This is a genomic window from Eikenella sp. NML120348 (genome assembly GCF_001648435.1).
In the GTDB taxonomy this organism is placed as follows: domain Bacteria; phylum Pseudomonadota; class Gammaproteobacteria; order Burkholderiales; family Neisseriaceae; genus Eikenella; species Eikenella exigua.
Window position 1 is genome coordinate 287,272 of the sequence record NZ_LXSP01000003.1, and the last position, 15,175, is coordinate 302,446.

The 15,175-nt window shown below is 57.1% G+C and carries 13 protein-coding genes; 11 read left to right on the top strand and 2 right to left on the bottom strand.

The annotated features are described in order from the left end of the window. Positions 1 to 46: 46 nt before the first annotated feature. Positions 47 to 1,501: a cysteine--tRNA ligase gene (gene cysS / locus A7P99_RS06610; protein ID WP_067447519.1), complete on the bottom strand. Its 1,455-nt coding sequence runs from the start codon at positions 1,499 to 1,501 to the stop codon at positions 47 to 49. A gap of 81 nt (positions 1,502 to 1,582) precedes the next feature. Beyond that, positions 1,583 to 2,089: a hypothetical protein gene (locus A7P99_RS06615; RefSeq protein ID WP_067447518.1), complete on the bottom strand. Its 507-nt coding sequence runs from the start codon at positions 2,087 to 2,089 to the stop codon at positions 1,583 to 1,585. Between the two features lie 230 nt (positions 2,090 to 2,319). Here A7P99_RS06615 and A7P99_RS06620 point away from each other — a divergent pair, with 230 nt between their 5' ends. The 11 genes from A7P99_RS06620 to lpxA all read left to right on the top strand — a co-directional run bounded on the left by A7P99_RS06620 (position 2,320) and on the right by lpxA (position 15,112). After that, complete coding sequence (locus A7P99_RS06620; protein ID WP_067447517.1) at positions 2,320 to 2,976, top strand: OmpA family protein; 657 nt, start codon at positions 2,320 to 2,322, stop codon at positions 2,974 to 2,976. A gap of 465 nt (positions 2,977 to 3,441) precedes the next feature. Beyond that, positions 3,442 to 4,830 carry an MATE family efflux transporter gene (locus A7P99_RS06625; RefSeq protein WP_067447516.1) on the top strand — a complete coding sequence of 463 codons (1,389 nt, stop codon included), beginning with the start codon at positions 3,442 to 3,444 and terminating at the stop codon, positions 4,828 to 4,830. Continuing rightward, complete coding sequence (murB, locus tag A7P99_RS06630; protein WP_067528213.1) at positions 4,823 to 5,848, top strand: UDP-N-acetylmuramate dehydrogenase; 1,026 nt, start codon at positions 4,823 to 4,825, stop codon at positions 5,846 to 5,848. Before A7P99_RS06625 ends, murB begins: the two co-directional genes overlap by 8 nt. Positions 5,849 to 6,016: 168 nt before the next feature. Next, positions 6,017 to 6,661, top strand: coding sequence for a TetR/AcrR family transcriptional regulator (locus tag A7P99_RS06635; protein ID WP_067528215.1), 645 nt, complete (start codon positions 6,017 to 6,019; stop codon positions 6,659 to 6,661). A gap of 309 nt (positions 6,662 to 6,970) precedes the next feature. Further along, positions 6,971 to 8,155 (top strand): 1-deoxy-D-xylulose-5-phosphate reductoisomerase, encoded by a 1,185-nt coding sequence (ispC, locus tag A7P99_RS06640; protein WP_067447512.1) that lies wholly within the window; start codon positions 6,971 to 6,973, stop codon positions 8,153 to 8,155. Positions 8,156 to 8,387: 232 nt separating this feature from the next. After that, positions 8,388 to 9,731: an RIP metalloprotease RseP gene (rseP, locus tag A7P99_RS06645; RefSeq protein ID WP_193563037.1), complete on the top strand. Its 1,344-nt coding sequence runs from the start codon at positions 8,388 to 8,390 to the stop codon at positions 9,729 to 9,731. Positions 9,732 to 9,734: 3 nt separating this feature from the next. After that, on the top strand, positions 9,735 to 12,131 hold the full coding sequence (gene bamA / locus A7P99_RS06650; RefSeq protein ID WP_067447509.1) for an outer membrane protein assembly factor BamA: 2,397 nt from the start codon (positions 9,735 to 9,737) through the stop codon (positions 12,129 to 12,131). Between the two features lie 9 nt (positions 12,132 to 12,140). Continuing rightward, the gene (locus tag A7P99_RS06655) at positions 12,141 to 12,644 is read left to right on the top strand and encodes an OmpH family outer membrane protein (RefSeq protein ID WP_082880674.1); all 504 of its coding nucleotides are present in this window, start codon (positions 12,141 to 12,143) and stop codon (positions 12,642 to 12,644) included. A 72-nt stretch (positions 12,645 to 12,716) separates the two neighbouring features. Beyond that, a complete protein-coding gene (lpxD, locus tag A7P99_RS06660) occupies positions 12,717 to 13,748 on the top strand; it encodes a UDP-3-O-(3-hydroxymyristoyl)glucosamine N-acyltransferase (protein WP_067528217.1) in 1,032 nt (343 codons plus the stop codon). Between the two features lie 3 nt (positions 13,749 to 13,751). Beyond that, positions 13,752 to 14,216, top strand: a complete 465-nt coding sequence (gene fabZ / locus A7P99_RS06665; RefSeq protein WP_067687030.1) for a 3-hydroxyacyl-ACP dehydratase FabZ — start codon at positions 13,752 to 13,754, stop codon at positions 14,214 to 14,216. Between the two features lie 119 nt (positions 14,217 to 14,335). Next, positions 14,336 to 15,112: an acyl-ACP--UDP-N-acetylglucosamine O-acyltransferase gene (gene lpxA, locus A7P99_RS06670; RefSeq protein WP_067528220.1), complete on the top strand. Its 777-nt coding sequence runs from the start codon at positions 14,336 to 14,338 to the stop codon at positions 15,110 to 15,112. Positions 15,113 to 15,175 lie beyond the last annotated feature (63 nt).

The following is a 15,175-nucleotide window of genomic DNA, read 5'->3' on the forward strand; positions in this document are numbered from 1 at the left end:
TGAAATTTCAGGTAGCCTTTGTTTGCTTACAGCCAACTCCAACCCGTCAGCCGCGTGTCCAGCTGGTGCCGTCCGCGCCGTCGCGCAGGGTGATGCCTTGCTCGGCGAGCAGGTCGCGGATGCGGTCGGATTCGGCCCAGTTTTTGTCGGCGCGGGCTTGTTTACGCTGGGCGATGAGGGCTTCGATTTCTTCGTTGCTCAAACCGTTTGCGGTCGCGCCGCCTTGCAGGAATTCGGTCGGGTTGCGTTGCAGCAGCCCGATGGTGCCGGCAAGGGCTTTGAGGCAGCCGGAAAGCTCGGCAGACCGGGTTTTGTTGGCTTCGCCGGCCAGCTCGAACAATACGGCCACGGCCTGCACGGTGTCGAAATCGTCGTTCATGGCGGCGAAGAAGCGGCGGGTGTAGTCGTTGGCTTCGGAGGCTACCTGAAGATGGTTTTCACGAGTTTCGGCAGAGCCAAACTCGGCTGCGGGCGGCACGTTGGCCAGGGTGTTGTAGAGGCGGGTGAGGGCGTTTTTGGCGTCGTCTAAATGCGCATCCGAATAATTCAGCGGGCTGCGGTAGTGGGCGCGCAGGATGAAGAAGCGCACGACTTCGGGATCGTATTGCTTCAGCACGTCGCGGATGGTGAAGAAATTGCCCAGAGATTTGGACATTTTTTCTCCGTCTACGCGGATAAAGCCGTTGTGCAGCCAGTATTTAACGTGGCTGGCGATGCTTTGGCCGTGGTGGGTGTGCGCGTGTTCGTGTCCGCAAACATGGCCGCTGGCGCCAACGCTTTGGGCGATTTCGTTTTCATGGTGCGGGAACTGCAAATCCGCGCCGCCGCCGTGGATGTCGAAGGTATCGCCGAACAGCTTGTCGCTCATGGCGGAGCATTCGATGTGCCAGCCCGGGCGGCCGTTGCCCCACGGGCTTTCCCATGCCGGTTCGCCTGCTTTGGCGGCTTTCCACAACACGAAATCGAGCGGGTCGCGTTTGAAACCGTCCACTTCCACGCGCTCGCCGGCGCGCAGGTCGTCCAGCGATTTGCCGGATAATTGGCCGTAAGCAGCAAACTCACGCACGGCATAATAAACGTCGCCGTTGGCGGCGGGGTAGGCCTTGCCGTTGCGAATCAGGGTTTCAATCATGGCAATCATCTGCGGAATATTTTCCGTGGCCTTCGGCTCAACGTCGGGGCGCAGCACGCCCAAGGCGTCGGCATCTTCGCGCATGGCTTGGATAAAGCGGGCGGTGAGCTCGCCGATGGTTTCGCCGTTTTCGGCCGCTCGGGCGATGATTTTGTCGTCGATGTCCGTAATATTGCGCACATAAGTGAGCGGATAGCCGCACTCGCGCAGCCAGCGGGCAATCATGTCGAATACCACCATCACGCGGGCGTGGCCGAGGTGGCAGTAGTCGTACACGGTCATGCCGCAAACGTACATGCGCACGTTTTTCGGGTCGATGGGGGCGAAGGGCTCTTTTTGGCGGGTGAGGGTGTTGTAGATGCTTAGCATAATGGCAATGGATGTGGTTAGTTAAAGATTTAGAGGCTACCTGAAAATAAAACCACAGCGAAGTTTCTGTGCAGCCGAAATTTATTTGCTATCGGCTTCGGCGGGACAACTTGGGCCTTGGAAGGTGTAGCGCTGGTTAACTTGGGTGTTGTGGACGGAATTGCGTTCGGTGTCGGTGGAGTTGATTGAGAAGGCAACGGCAGGGCGGCCTTGCGGGTCTTCTTTCAGCACCATGCTCACGGTATAAGCATCCAAACCTGGCTTGGCTTGGGCGGGGTTGAGCAGGGTGTAAACCCAGCTGTGGCCGGTTTGGCGTTCTTCAAACCGGCCTTGGGGATAGAGGCCGGTGGTGAGCCGACTTATTTGCTCTTGCAGCCAGGCTTGGCTGTCGGCAGGGATACAAACTTTCCGCTCGGCATGGAAGGAGGGTGAACGCGGGAACGGAATAGCATCGGGCTCGTCGGCGGGGCGGTAGTTGCCGCCATCGTTGCCCTGGTATAAATAGAGGCCTGCGGGGAGCTCGGCGTGGGAAAAAGCAGCGGCAACCACGGCGAGCGCGGACAGGAGGAAGCGGGAGAGGCGCGGCATGTTTTCAGGTATCCTATCAGGTTGTTGGGAAGGGCATTGTAGCCGAAAGCCTTGTTTGCAGCCACCTGACGGGCAAATGTAAACAAACATTTGGAAAGTTTTGAAAACGGTAAATGTTGCAGCGGCGGCTTTTGTTTGCGCGGCGGCTCGCCTATAGTAACTGCTGCAAGCAGCATGCTTTATATTAACTTTTTGTTTTCAATGAAATCTACAAAACAAGGGAATCGATTATGATGAAACGTCTAACCGTTTTAACCCTGGCCGCCACCTTTGCCCTGAACGGCTGCGTTACCGACCCGGTTACCGGCCAGCAGACTATTTCCAAAACCGCTCTATTCGGCCTCGGCGGCGCGGCGGCCTGCGGCGCCATCGGGGCACTGACTCACGGTGGCAAAGGCGCGCGCAATGCGGCACTGGGCTGCGGCGTGGTAGGTGCGGGTGTTGGTGCCTATATGGACGTGCAAGAGCGCCGTTTGCGCCAAGAACTAGCTAATACGCCGGTGGAAGTGCAGCGCCAAGGCGACCAAATCAAACTGACTATGCCCAGCGGCGTAACCTTCGCCACCAACAGCGCCAGCCTGAGCCCCGATGCGGTAAATTCGCTCAACACCGTGGCCAATGTGTTGACGCAGTATCCGGAAACCACCATCACTGTGGCCGGCCACACCGACAACACCGGCAACGACCGCATCAACAACCCCTTGTCTGAAAACCGCGCCCGCTCCGTGGCCGGCTACCTCACCGGCCGCGGCGTGGCTGCCAGCCGCATCAGTACCGTGGGCTACGGCTCACGCTCGCCGGTGGCGGACAACTCCACCGAGAGCGGCCGCGCGCAAAACCGCCGCGTGGAAATCTTAATCAACCCAACCACGCAGGCAGGCCAATAGTAAGCGTAATAGCTGAAACAAAGGCACGACGGAAGCAGCTCCAGCGTGCCTTTAGTTTTTTTTTGGGGGGGGGGGGACAGCCGCCTTCATCAGGATCAAAGGCAATGCTGCTTTATTCAAATCTTCATCTCTATCTCTGCCGCGACAAAGGCTACCTGAAAACGAAGAATGATGCGCGACACAGTCAAAACCAAAATGTGCCGTTCCACTGGCGTTCTCAGGTGGCTTTTGCACCAGAACCCAACTGTTTTCATGTTTTTCCGGTTTTGTCTACTCTAAAAACAGCATCCGGGCAGATTTTCCCAAGTAAAATCCGCAACACAGCAGGGAAAAATATTTTCTTCGACAAATCAAGCATACTATTGCAGAATATATTCATAAAACCAGAGCAGAAAGTGTTGCATTGCTACAACTTATGTTGCATTTCTGCTAAAATTACATCTATGTTCCACTCTCGTTTTGATTATGCTGCTCGACCTAAACCGTTATTCCACCGCCGTTTTCCGCAAAGAGTCCTCCAAATTGGGTGCTTTGGCGGTGCCCATGCTGCTGGCGCAGATTGCGCAAGTGGGGCTGGGGTTGGTCGATACCGTGATGGCCGGCGGTGCGGGCAAAACCGATTTGGCCGCCGTGGCACTGGGTAGCAGCGCATTCGTTACTGTTTACATAACCTTCCTCGGCATCATGACCGCGCTCAATCCGATGATTTCCCAAGAACACGGCGCGGGCGAAATCGAGAAAGTGGGTGAGCTGGGCCGGCAGGGCATATTATATGGCCTGATACTGGGCATTGTGGGCATGATTCTGCTGTGGCTGATGATTCAGCCCATCAATGGCTTTTTAGACTTGGATGCCGAAGTGAAACGGCAATTTGCCGTGTATGTGGGCCTTATTGCCCTTTCCATGCCGGCAGCCATGATTCACCGTGCACTGCACGCTTTTGCCTCCAGCTTGGGTAAACCCAAACCAATTATGTGGATGAGCTGGATTAGCCTGTTTTTAAACATCCCGCTCAACCATATCTTCGTTTACGGCGATTTAGGCATGCCTGCCTTGGGCGGCGCGGGCTGCGGCCTGGCCAGTACTTTGGTGTTCTGGTTTAACGCCGCCGCGCTGTGGGCTTATATTGCCAAACAGAAATATTTCCAACGCTTCGGCCTGTTCGCGCGTTTCACCAAGCCCAGCGCCAAGATTTTCCGTCAAATTACCAAGCTGGGTGTGCCGATCGGCTTGTCTTTCTTCCTCGAAGTGAGCCTGTTTACTGTGATGATGCTGCTGATCGCCCAACTGCCGGGCAATGCCGAAGACCACGTGGCCGCACAGCAAGTGGTAAACAGCATCACCAGCCTGATTTATGTGATTCCGCAAGGCATCGGCGCGGCAGTAACCGTGCGCGTGGGCTATGCCATCGGTGCCGACCGCTATTTCCAGGCGCGTTATGCCTCCGGCGTGGCCTTGGCCTGCGGCTCGGCTCTGGCCATTGTCACCGCGGTACTCACTCTACTGTTCCGCTATCCGATTATGCGCGTTTACACGGATGACCAGGCCGTGATCGGGCTCGGCGCCACTATCCTGCTGTTCGCCGCTGCCTTCCAATTAGCCGACGCCATCCAATGTATTGCCTCCTACGCCTTGCGCGGTTATAAGGTAACCAAACTGCCGATGGTGATTCACGGCATCGCCTTCTGGGTGGTCGGCCTCGGGCTGGGCTGCCTGTTGGCCTTCGGTACGCGTATGGGGATTTACGGCTTCTGGGCGGCGCTGGTGCTGTCACTAGGCTGTGCCGCTGCCGCCCTCTTATGGTGTTTGGCGGTAGTAAGCCAAGAAATGCTGGAACATGAAGACGATGAATAGACTGCAATACGATGCCGATTTAACCGCACTGAACACCTTCGGCCTGCCCGCCCGCGCCGCCGCACTCTACACGCTGGACGCCGCCGAAAGGCTACCTGAGATTTTCCAACTGCCCGAATACCGCCGCGAGCACACCCTGTGGCTGGGCGGCGGCAGCAATATCCTGCTGATGAAAAACTATGGCGGGCTGGTGGTACGCATGGCCAATAAAGGCATTTCCGCGCCAGAGCCGGTCGGCATCGGCAAAATGCGTATTACCGCGCAGGCCGGCGAAAACTGGCACGATTTCGTGCAGCACACCATCACACTAGGCTTGAGCGGGCTGGAAAACCTCAGCCTGATTCCCGGCACAGTGGGCGCCGCGCCGGTGCAGAATATCGGCGCCTACGGCGTGGAAGCCGAAAGCTGTATCGAAACCGTACACGCCTGGGATTTAGACAGCGGCAAACCGGTATCGTTCGGCCATGCCGACTGCCGTTTTGCCTATCGCAACAGCGTGTTCAAACAATCCGGCGGCCTCTTCGTGATTACCGCAGTAACGTTCGTGCTGGATAGCGAATTCAAACCCAAGCTGCACTACGGCGACGTGCAAGCCGAAGCCGAAACCCTGGCTCAAGGCGCGCCGCTCACCGCTGCCATCGTGGCCGAGGCCGTGTGTCGCATCCGCCGCCGCAAGCTGCCCGACCCCGCCGAAACCGGCAGCTGCGGCAGCTTCTATAAAAACCCCATCGTTCCCGCCGAACAAGCCGCCGCGCTGAAGAAGCAGCACCCCGCCCTGCCGGTATACCCCCAGCCTGGCGGTCAGGCCAAACTCGCCGCCGGCTGGCTTATCGACCAATGCGGGCTCAAAGGCCACCGCGAAGGCCATGCCGCCGTACACCAAAAACAAGCCCTGGTGCTGATTAACCTCGGCGGCGCCAGTGCCGAAGACGTACGCCGTTTGTCCGAACACGTGCAAAACAGCGTTTACCAACGCTTCGGCGTGCGGCTGGAGCCCGAGCCGGTGTGGCTGGAATAAGGAAGCTGAAGCATATTTTTCCTACCAAGCGGCGAAGCACAGCCGTATGAAAAATAAGTGCTTTATCTATAAGGCAATACAATCGATAATGTATTAAAATCCCGCTATATCATTTTCAGGTAGCCTCTTGCACAGGCATAATTCACATTGCAGCCAAGGAGATAACCCATGCCCAGGAAGCCCGGCAAACCCAACACCTACAACCGGATCATCGACATCAGCCTCCAGCTGTTCAACGAGGAGGGTGAGCGCAACATCAGCACCAACCACATCTCCCAACGCCTCGGCATCAGCCCCGGCAACCTGTACTATCATTTTCGCAATAAAGACGAAATCATTATTCAGCTGTTCCAGCGCTACAGCAACAAACTGCTCGACTACATCCGCCAAACCGAGCTGCCCGACAGCATGGCCAAAATGGGGGGATACCTACAGGGTGTGTACGACATCCTGTGGGAATACCGCTTTTTATTCAGCGATGTAAACACCCTGCTCTCCCGCAGCAAGCAGCTTTTGGGCGAACACAACGAATTCACCCATGTGAAAATCTCCCCGCTTTTGGTGAAAATCTTCATCGAACTACGCGACAAAGGCATCATCGAAGCTGACGACGAAGCCCTGCGCGAGCTCGGCCTAAACGTGTGGCTGCTCACCAAATACTGGTTCGACTTCGACAACTCCCAGCACATCGGCTGTTGGGACGAAAACGCCAAGCGGCGCGGCATCTACCAAACCATGAGCCTGATACGCGGCTTTGTGAGCAAAGAGCACTACCCAAACTACTGCGAACTGATGGCGCAATATCGCTCCTAAAGCAGCAAACCAAACGGCAGCCGGAAATCGCCCTTCCGCTGCCGTTGAATATTGCAGACTGGCTTAGCGGCATTTCCCTGCAGCTATCATGTCCAGCAAGCTGAAGCCTTTGCAAAACCCAGCTTGTTTCGCCCAACATTTTCAGGTAGCCTGCCACCCGCATTGAGGCTACCTGAAAAATAAATCTACCTCCTATTCCCTTCTATATACCGTCGATTAAGTTTAAGCAGAATCAGGCAACAAGCCAACGCCATGCTGGTTTAAAATGAATCACTATAAGCAAAAAAAGCTACCTGAAACACACTAACCATGATCCAATCCCTCACCATCCTCGGCAGCACCGGCAGCATCGGCAGCAGCACGCTCGATGTGGTTGCCCGCCACCCCGAACGCTTCCGCATCTTCGCCCTCAGCGGCCACAGCCAAACCGCCAAGCTGGCCGAACAATGCATTGCCTTCCGTCCGCAATACGCCGTAACCGCCAACGAAGCGCAAGCCGCCGAACTGCGCGCGCATCTGTCTGCTGCCGGCTGCCACACCGAAGTGCTGCATGGCGAGCAGGCCTTGTGCGACATTGCCGCCGCGCCGGAAACCGACGGCGTGATGGCCGCTATCGTCGGCGCCGCCGGCCTGCCGCCCACATTGGCCGCCGCCCGCGCCAGCAAAACCATCTACTTGGCCAACAAAGAAACGCTGGTGGTTTCAGGTAGCCTCTTCATGCAAACCGCCGCCCAATCCGGCGCCCGTATCCTGCCGGTGGACAGCGAACACAACGCCATCTACCAAGTGTTGCCACAAGAAAAAGGCTACCTGAAACATAACGGCGTGCAATCCATCATCCTCACCGCTTCTGGCGGCCCCTTCCTGCACACCGATTTAGCCGCCTTCCTTGCCATCACCCCCGAGCAGGCGGTCAAACACCCCAACTGGCAGATGGGGCGCAAAATTTCGGTGGACAGTGCCACCATGATGAACAAAGGCCTGGAGCTGATTGAAGCGCACTGGCTATTCAATTGCCCGCCGGACAAACTGGAAACCGTTATCCATCCGCAAAGCGTGGTACACAGTATGGTGCGCTATGCCGACGGCTCGGTGCTGGCGCAAATGGGCACGCCCGATATGCGCACGCCCATCGCCTACTGCCTCGGCCTGCCCGAACGCATCGCCTCCGGCGTGCCGCCGCTGGATTTCGCCGCCCTCTCCGCGCTCACCTTTGAAATGCCCGACTACCGCCGTTTCCCTTGCCTGGAACTGGCCTATCAGGCCATGCAGGCCGGCGGCGGCGTGCCCTGCGTACTCAATGCCGCCAATGAAATCGCCGTGGCCGCCTTTCTGGCCGGCCGCATCCGCTTCACCGACATCGCACACACGGTGCGGCATTGCTTGGAACAGGATTTTTCAGGTAGCCACCACAGCCTGGAAGGCCTGCTGGATTTAGATGCCGCTGCCCGACGCACTGCAGAAGCGTTTGTGCAGCAAGTGGCACATCGCTGAACATCTTTTTCATGCCAGGCAGTAAGCCGCATGAGTAATGCGGCAAGTCAAGCCAATATGACAGGCCTTAGTTATGGGCGCAGGCTTTGTCGGGAACCTCTGTTTCCATTACAATTACGTTTTTCTTCCTGCAGCCGATTGGCGGCTGAGGCTACCTAAAAATACGGCTTTCTCTCTTTCAGGTAGCCTGCATCCGATTCGCCTGCTTCAAGGAGCTTCTTGTTTGTTTCTTTTGCACACACTCGGCGCGTTTATCGTTGCCATCCTGATTTTGGTCAGCCTGCACGAGCTGGGGCATTTACTGGTGGCGCGCTGGTGCAGCATCAAAGTGCTGCGCTTCTCGGTGGGCTTCGGCAAGCCGTTTTTCAACAAACGCTGGCGCAATATCGAATGGTGCCTGGCGCCGATTCCGCTGGGCGGCTATGTGAAAATGGTCGATACCCGCGAAGGCAACGTGACCGAGGCCGACCTGCCCTACGCCTTCGATAAGCAACACCCGTTCAAACGCATGCTGGTGGTAGCCGCCGGCCCGCTTACCAACCTGGCGCTGGCCGTGCTGCTCTACACCTTCTCCTTCGGCTATTTCGGCGTGCAGGAAGTGCGCCCGATGGTGGGCATGGTGATGCCCGACACACTGGCCGCAAAAGTAGGCTTTCAGCCGGGCGACACCATCACCGCCGTAAACGGCAAGCAGGTGCTCACTTGGGGCGACGCACAATCGGAAATCATCCTGAATTTGGAAGCCAGTAAGGTTCAGGTAGCCGTGCGCGAGGCCAATGGCAGCCAAACCACACGCACCATCGATGCCGCCGGCACGCCGGAAGCGGAAGCCGTGGCCAAACGCGGCGGCTGGTTCGGCATCACCGCCCTACGACTGAACACTACGCTTGCCTCTATCCAGCCCGGCTCCCCCGCCGAACACGCCGGCTTGCGCAAAGGCGACCGCGTGGTGGCCGTGGACGGGCAGATCGTGCATACTTGGCCGGATTTAACCACCACCATCCGCCAACACCCGCAAGACAAACTTGCTATCGATATTTTGCGCGGCAAAAAACCGCTTCAGGTAGCCTTGCGCCCCGACAGCCGTGAAGACCGCAATGGCGAGCGCTACGGCTATGCCGGTTTTGAAGCCGAAGTCGACCAACAATGGATGGTTCGCGCCACCTACCGCTATCAGCCCACCTGGCTGGGCGCAGCCGAAATGGGTATGCAGCGCGTGTCTTCCTACACCGCGCTCACCGGCCGCCTGTTTGCCTGCCTGCTCACCGGCCAGGCTTCCGTAAGCCACATTTCCGGCCCAATTACCATCGCCAGCTATGCCGGCAAAACCGCCTCCGCCGGCATTCAGGATTATTTGGAATTCCTCGCCGTGGTGAGCATCAGCCTGGGGATTTTGAATTTGCTGCCGATTCCTGTTTTAGATGGCGGCCATTTAATGTATTATGCCGCCGAATGGATTCGCGGCAAGCCCGTTAGCACCAATGTACAAATGTGGGGGTTGCGCCTCGGCCTCTCCCTGATGCTGATGCTGATGCTGCTGGCTTTTTTCAACGATATCACCCGCTTATTGGGATAAGGCATGAAACTGAACAAACTTACTTTCTCTTTATTCGCAGCCGGATTGTCTTCTTGGGCGCTGGCCGCCGCACCGTTTACCGTCCAAGATATCCGCATTGAGGGCTTGCAGCGTACCGCCCCCTCCACTGTATTGGGCCACCTGCCGGTTAAAGTGGGCAGCACCTTCACTGATGGCGAAGGCGAACAAATCATCAAAAACCTCTATGCCACCGGCCTGTTCGACGACGTACGCGTGGAAACCATGGGCAACCAAGTATTGCTAACCGTAGTAGAGCGTCCCATCATCAACACGCTCACCGTTACCGGCGGCAAAACCCTGCCCAGCGACGCGATCAAGAAAAATCTCGACAGCTTCGGCCTGGGTCAATCGCAGCCCTTTAACCAAGCAATCCTGAACCAAGCCGTGACCGGCCTGCAGCAGGAATATGCCAACCAAGGCAAACTCTCTGCCACCATCACCCCCGAGATTTCCCGCCTCTCGCGTAACCGTGTGGACATCACGCTGAAAATCGACGAAGGCCCTACCACCCACATCAAAGAAATCGACTTTGAAGGCAACCAGCACTTCTCCAACCGTACTCTGCGCCGTCAAATGCAGATGGATCGCCACGGTATGTTGAGCTGGCTCTCCAAAGACGACCGTTTCTCCGACGAAAAATTCCGTCAAGACCTGCAATCCATCACCGATTTCTATCAAGACGAAGGCTTCTTTGAAGGCCGAGTGCAGGATGCCGATGTGCGCTACAACGCCGACCGTACCGAGCAGACGCTGTGGATTAAAGTACACGAAGGCGAACGTTACCGTTGGGGCAAAGTGCGCATCGAAGGCGACACCCGCGAAGTGCCGCGCGAAGAGTTGGAAGCCCTGCTGAAAATGCGCGAAGGCCGCCGCTACAACCGTTCACAGATGGTAGAAAGCCTGCAAGCTATCCAAGACCGTATGGGTCAGGCTGGTTACGCCCTGGCCCAAGTGGGCGTGCAGCCGCAGCCCGACCAGGCCAACCACACCGTGGATTTCGTTCTAACGGTAAATCCCGGTCGTAAATACTATGTGAATCAAATCCACATTTCCGGCAATAACAAAACCCGTGATGCCGTTATCCGCCGCGAAATGCGCCAAACCGAAGCAGCACCCTACGATTCGGCCAAACTCAACCGCTCCAAAGACCGTATCCAGCTCTTGGGCTATTTCGACGATGTGAAAGTGGAAACCCGCCCGCTGCCCGATACGCCTGACCAAGTGGATGTGGATGTATCCGTGAAAGAACGCTCTACTGGTTCGGTGGAAGTAGCTGCCGGTTGGGTGCAAGACACCGGCTTGGTACTTTCTGCCGGCGTGGCACAAGATAACCTGTTCGGCACGGGCAAATCTGCCAACTTCCGCATTGCACGCGGCAAAACCCAAAATACCGCGTCCCTGTCGTTTACCGATCCCTACTTCACTCCCGACGGTGTGAGCTTGGGCTACGACATCTACTATCGCGGCTACATGCCCTATAAATCCAGCTCCAGCTCCAGCTCCAACAACTACGAAACTACCCGTATCGGCTTAGGTGCGCGTATGGGTGTGCCAGTTACCGAGTATGACCGCGTAAACTTCGGCCTCGCAGTGGAGCACCTGAACGTGAAACTACATGGCGACGTAAATTATCAACCCTACCGCTACCGCCAGTTCCTCCAAGAACATGGTGAGAAAAACTGGATTCTCAAAGGCAATATCGGTTGGGGACGCAACAAAACCGACGATGCCCTGTGGCCAACCCGCGGCTACACCACCAGCGTAAACGCCGATCTCGGCCTGCCTGGCGGTGATTTAAAATACTACATCCTTACCCACGACCAACGCTGGTTCTTCCCCTTAAGTAAGAGTTTCACCCTGATGCTGGGTGGCGAAGTGGGCTATGCCGGCTCCTACGGCGGCACCTCCACTGTACCCTTCTTCAATAACTTCTACGGCGGCGGCCTGGGCTCCGTGCGCGGCTACGAAAGCGGTTCTCTGGGTCCGAAGGTGTACGAAATTTACGGCAACTCTCGCAACATCGTCAATTACGGCGGCACCTATAAAGCCTATGCCTCCGCTGAGCTGCTCTTCCCCTTCCCCGGCGTGAAAGACCAGCGCTCCGTGCGCCTGAGTGTATTTGCCGATGCCGGCAGCGTGTGGGATGGCAAAAACTACAACACCGGTGCCTACAGCTCTACTAACCCCTACGGCACCAACGGCTACTACAGCCAAGACCATCGCTCCACCTTCAGCAACGAATTGCGCTATTCTGTGGGCGCAGCGCTAACTTGGCTTTCGCCACTAGGCCCGATGAAATTCAGTTTCGCCCACCCGATGCGCCGGCGGGATAACGACCAGATCCAACGTTTCCAATTTCAATTAGGCACGACTTTCTAAGGAAAGCAGATGATGAAGATTAATCTCCCCCGTATAGCAGCGGCAGCTGCTGCGATGCTGCTCGCATTGCACGCCGCGGCCGACAGCATACAGAAGCTGGGGTTTATCGATACTGAGCGTGTGTATCAGCAGTCCACCCAAGCGCAGCGTATCCAAACCATCCTGCAAAACGAATTCAGTGCCCGACAGCAGGCACTGCAACGGCTGCGTAATCAAGGTATTGCCCTGAAAACCAGGCTCGACCAGGGGCGCCTGAGCACCACCGAACGCCGCCGCACAGAGCAGCAGCTGATTGCCCTGGATAGGGATTTGCGCCGCCAGGCCGCGCAGCTCACTGAAGAATACAACCTGCGCCGCAACGAAGAGTTCGCTGCCCTGCAGCAAAATGCCAACCGCGTGATTACCGAGCTGGCACAGCGCGATGGCTATGACTTGATTATCCAAGACGTTATCTACGTAAACAGCAAATTCGACATCACTGACCAAGTTATTCGCGCTCTCAACAACCAATAAAGGCCACCTGAAAATTCCGGCCTCCCTGCCGCAAAACAGGCTACCTGAAAGCGAAACTTCACCGAAGTTAAAATGCAGAAACAGCTTTCCCACATTATCGCCGCCTTAGGCGGCACGCTTACCGGACAAGACATCGCCATCAGCCGTATTGCCCCGCTGCATACCGCACAAAAAGACGACATCAGTTTTGTTTCCCACCCCAAACACCTGCCCGAAGCCCTGGCCAGCCAAGCCGGCGCGCTGATTGTGCACCACAAATTGGCCGACAAACTGCCCGGCCGCAATCTGATTGCGTGCGACAACCCGCAACTCTATTTCGCCCAAACCGCCCGCCTGTTCTACCCCGCTCCCGCCGCCAACCCCGGCATTCACCCCAGCGCCGTGGTGGAAGCAAGTGCCATCGTGCCCGATAGCTGCGAAATCGGTGCCAACGTTTATATCGGCGACTGCGTTGTGCTAGGCGACGGCTGCCGCATCCTGGCCAACTGCGTGGTGGAAGCCAACTGCGTGCTTGGCGAGCATACCGTGCTGCACCCCAACGTAACCATTTATGCCGGCTGCCGCCTCGGCGAGCGTGTGGAAATCCACTCTGGTACCGTGATCGGTGCCGACGGCTTCGGCAATGCCTGGGCGCAAGACCATTGGTACAAAATCCCACAAGTGGGCGGCGTGGAAATCGGCAACGACGTGGAAATCGGTGCCAACACCACCATCGACCGCGGCGCGATCGAAGACACCGTGATTGCCGAGGGTGCGAAAATCGACAACCTCGTGCAAATCGCCCACAACGTACATATCGGCGCCCACACCGCCATCGCCGCCTGCGTTGGCATTGCCGGCAGCACCCATATCGGCGCCTACTGCCAAATCGGCGGTGCCGCCATGTTTGTCGGCCACATCCACGTGGCCGACCGCACCTTCATCGGCGGCGGCACCCTTGTAGCTGCCTCCATCAACCAGCCAGACTACTACGCCAGCTCCTATCCGCTGCAAACCCACCGCGACTGGGTGAAAAACGCCGTGCACCTGCGCCGGCTCAACGAGTTGCACCGCCGCGTGAAAACGCTGGAAAACACAATCAACTATCCCGAAAACAAGGAATAATCCATGCAAATCGAAAATATCGAACTCCCGCTGGACGTTCGCACCCTGCAACGTCTGCTGCCGCACCGCTACCCCTTTCTGCTACTGGATCGCGTAATCGGTTTTGAAAAAGAAAAAAGCCTCACTGCCATTAAAAACGTTTCCGTAAACGAGCCATTTTTCCAAGGCCACTTCCCTGATTTCCCCGTGATGCCGGGCGTGTTGATTATCGAAGCGATGGCACAGGCTGCCGGCGTGCTCGCCATCCTCAGCCGGGGCGAGCGCAAAGAAAACGAAATCTACTTTTTCGTTGGCATCGACGAAGCCCGCTTCAAACGTCAAGTTGTGCCTGGTGACCAAGTGCATATTCATCTGGACGTCATCACCCACAAGCGCGACATCGGCAAATTCAAAGCCACTGCCACCGTAGACGGCCAAATCTCCGCCGAAGCCGTCATCATGTGCGCCAAACGCGCAGTGGATAAATAAGCCGGCAAGCTAGGCAACGCCCTTTTCAGGTAGCCTCTGCCAAACCGCCGCCGCATTTCGTACAAACCATTTTCAGGTAGCCCCTACCCCTGTAAAGCCCGCTGCCACAAGGAAACCCCATGTCCCTAATCCACCCCACCGCGATTATCGACCCCAAAGCCGAGCTCGACAGCAGCGTTAAAGTCGGTGCCTACACCGTCATCGGCCCGAACGTGCAAATCGGCGCCGGCAGCGAAATCGGCCCGCACGCCGTTATCGAAGGGCACACCACCATCGGCGAAAACAACCGCATTTTCCAATTCGCCAGCCTGGGCGCCATACCACAAGATAAAAAATACCGCGGCGAACCCACCCGCCTGATTATCGGCAACGGCAATACCATCCGCGAATTCACCACCTTCAACCTCGGCACCGTAACTGGCATCGGCGAAACCCGCATCGGCGACGACAACTGGATTATGGCCTACTGCCACCTCGCCCACGACTGCGTGATCGGCAGCCACACCATCTTCGCCAACAACGCCTCCCTCGCCGGCCACGTTACCATCGGCGACTACGTCATCCTCGGCGGCTACACCCTCGTGTTCCAATTCTGCCAAATCGGCAACTACGCCATGACCGCCTTCGCCGCCGGCGTACACAAAGACGTCCCCCCCTACTTCATGGCCGCCGGCTACCGCGCCGAGCCCGCCGGCATCAACAGCGAAGGCATGCGCCGCAACGGCTTCACGCCCGAACAGATCACCAATGTGAAAAACGCTTACAAGATCCTCTACCGCCAAGGCCTGGCCTACGAAGAAGCCTGCAGCCAGATTGCCAAAACCGCTCAAATTTTCCCCGAGCTGGCCGTGTTGCGCGATTTCCTTGCCGACTCACAACGCAGCATCATACGCTGACCCCCAAGACCATCTGAAGCAACCAAACCGTTTTCAGGTAGCCTGCCGTTTTCCCCTTCAGCA

Excerpts from the sequence above, each read along its gene's own strand:
- lpxD (WP_067528217.1), top strand. The coding sequence starts at position 12,717 with ATGCAGAAACAGCTTTCCCACATTATCGCCGCCTTAGGCGGCACGCTT.
- cysS (WP_067447519.1), bottom strand. The coding sequence starts at position 1,501 with ATGCTAAGCATCTACAACACCCTCACCCGCCAAAAAGAGCCCTTCGCC.
- fabZ (WP_067687030.1), top strand. The coding sequence starts at position 13,752 with ATGCAAATCGAAAATATCGAACTCCCGCTGGACGTTCGCACCCTGCAA.
- lpxA (WP_067528220.1), top strand. The coding sequence starts at position 14,336 with ATGTCCCTAATCCACCCCACCGCGATTATCGACCCCAAAGCCGAGCTC.
- murB (WP_067528213.1), top strand. The coding sequence starts at position 4,823 with ATGAATAGACTGCAATACGATGCCGATTTAACCGCACTGAACACCTTC.
- A7P99_RS06635 (WP_067528215.1), top strand. The coding sequence starts at position 6,017 with ATGCCCAGGAAGCCCGGCAAACCCAACACCTACAACCGGATCATCGAC.
- A7P99_RS06625 (WP_067447516.1), top strand. The coding sequence starts at position 3,442 with ATGCTGCTCGACCTAAACCGTTATTCCACCGCCGTTTTCCGCAAAGAG.
- bamA (WP_067447509.1), top strand. The coding sequence starts at position 9,735 with ATGAAACTGAACAAACTTACTTTCTCTTTATTCGCAGCCGGATTGTCT.
- A7P99_RS06655 (WP_082880674.1), top strand. The coding sequence starts at position 12,141 with ATGATGAAGATTAATCTCCCCCGTATAGCAGCGGCAGCTGCTGCGATG.
- A7P99_RS06615 (WP_067447518.1), bottom strand. The coding sequence starts at position 2,089 with ATGCCGCGCCTCTCCCGCTTCCTCCTGTCCGCGCTCGCCGTGGTTGCC.
- ispC (WP_067447512.1), top strand. The coding sequence starts at position 6,971 with ATGATCCAATCCCTCACCATCCTCGGCAGCACCGGCAGCATCGGCAGC.
- A7P99_RS06620 (WP_067447517.1), top strand. The coding sequence starts at position 2,320 with ATGATGAAACGTCTAACCGTTTTAACCCTGGCCGCCACCTTTGCCCTG.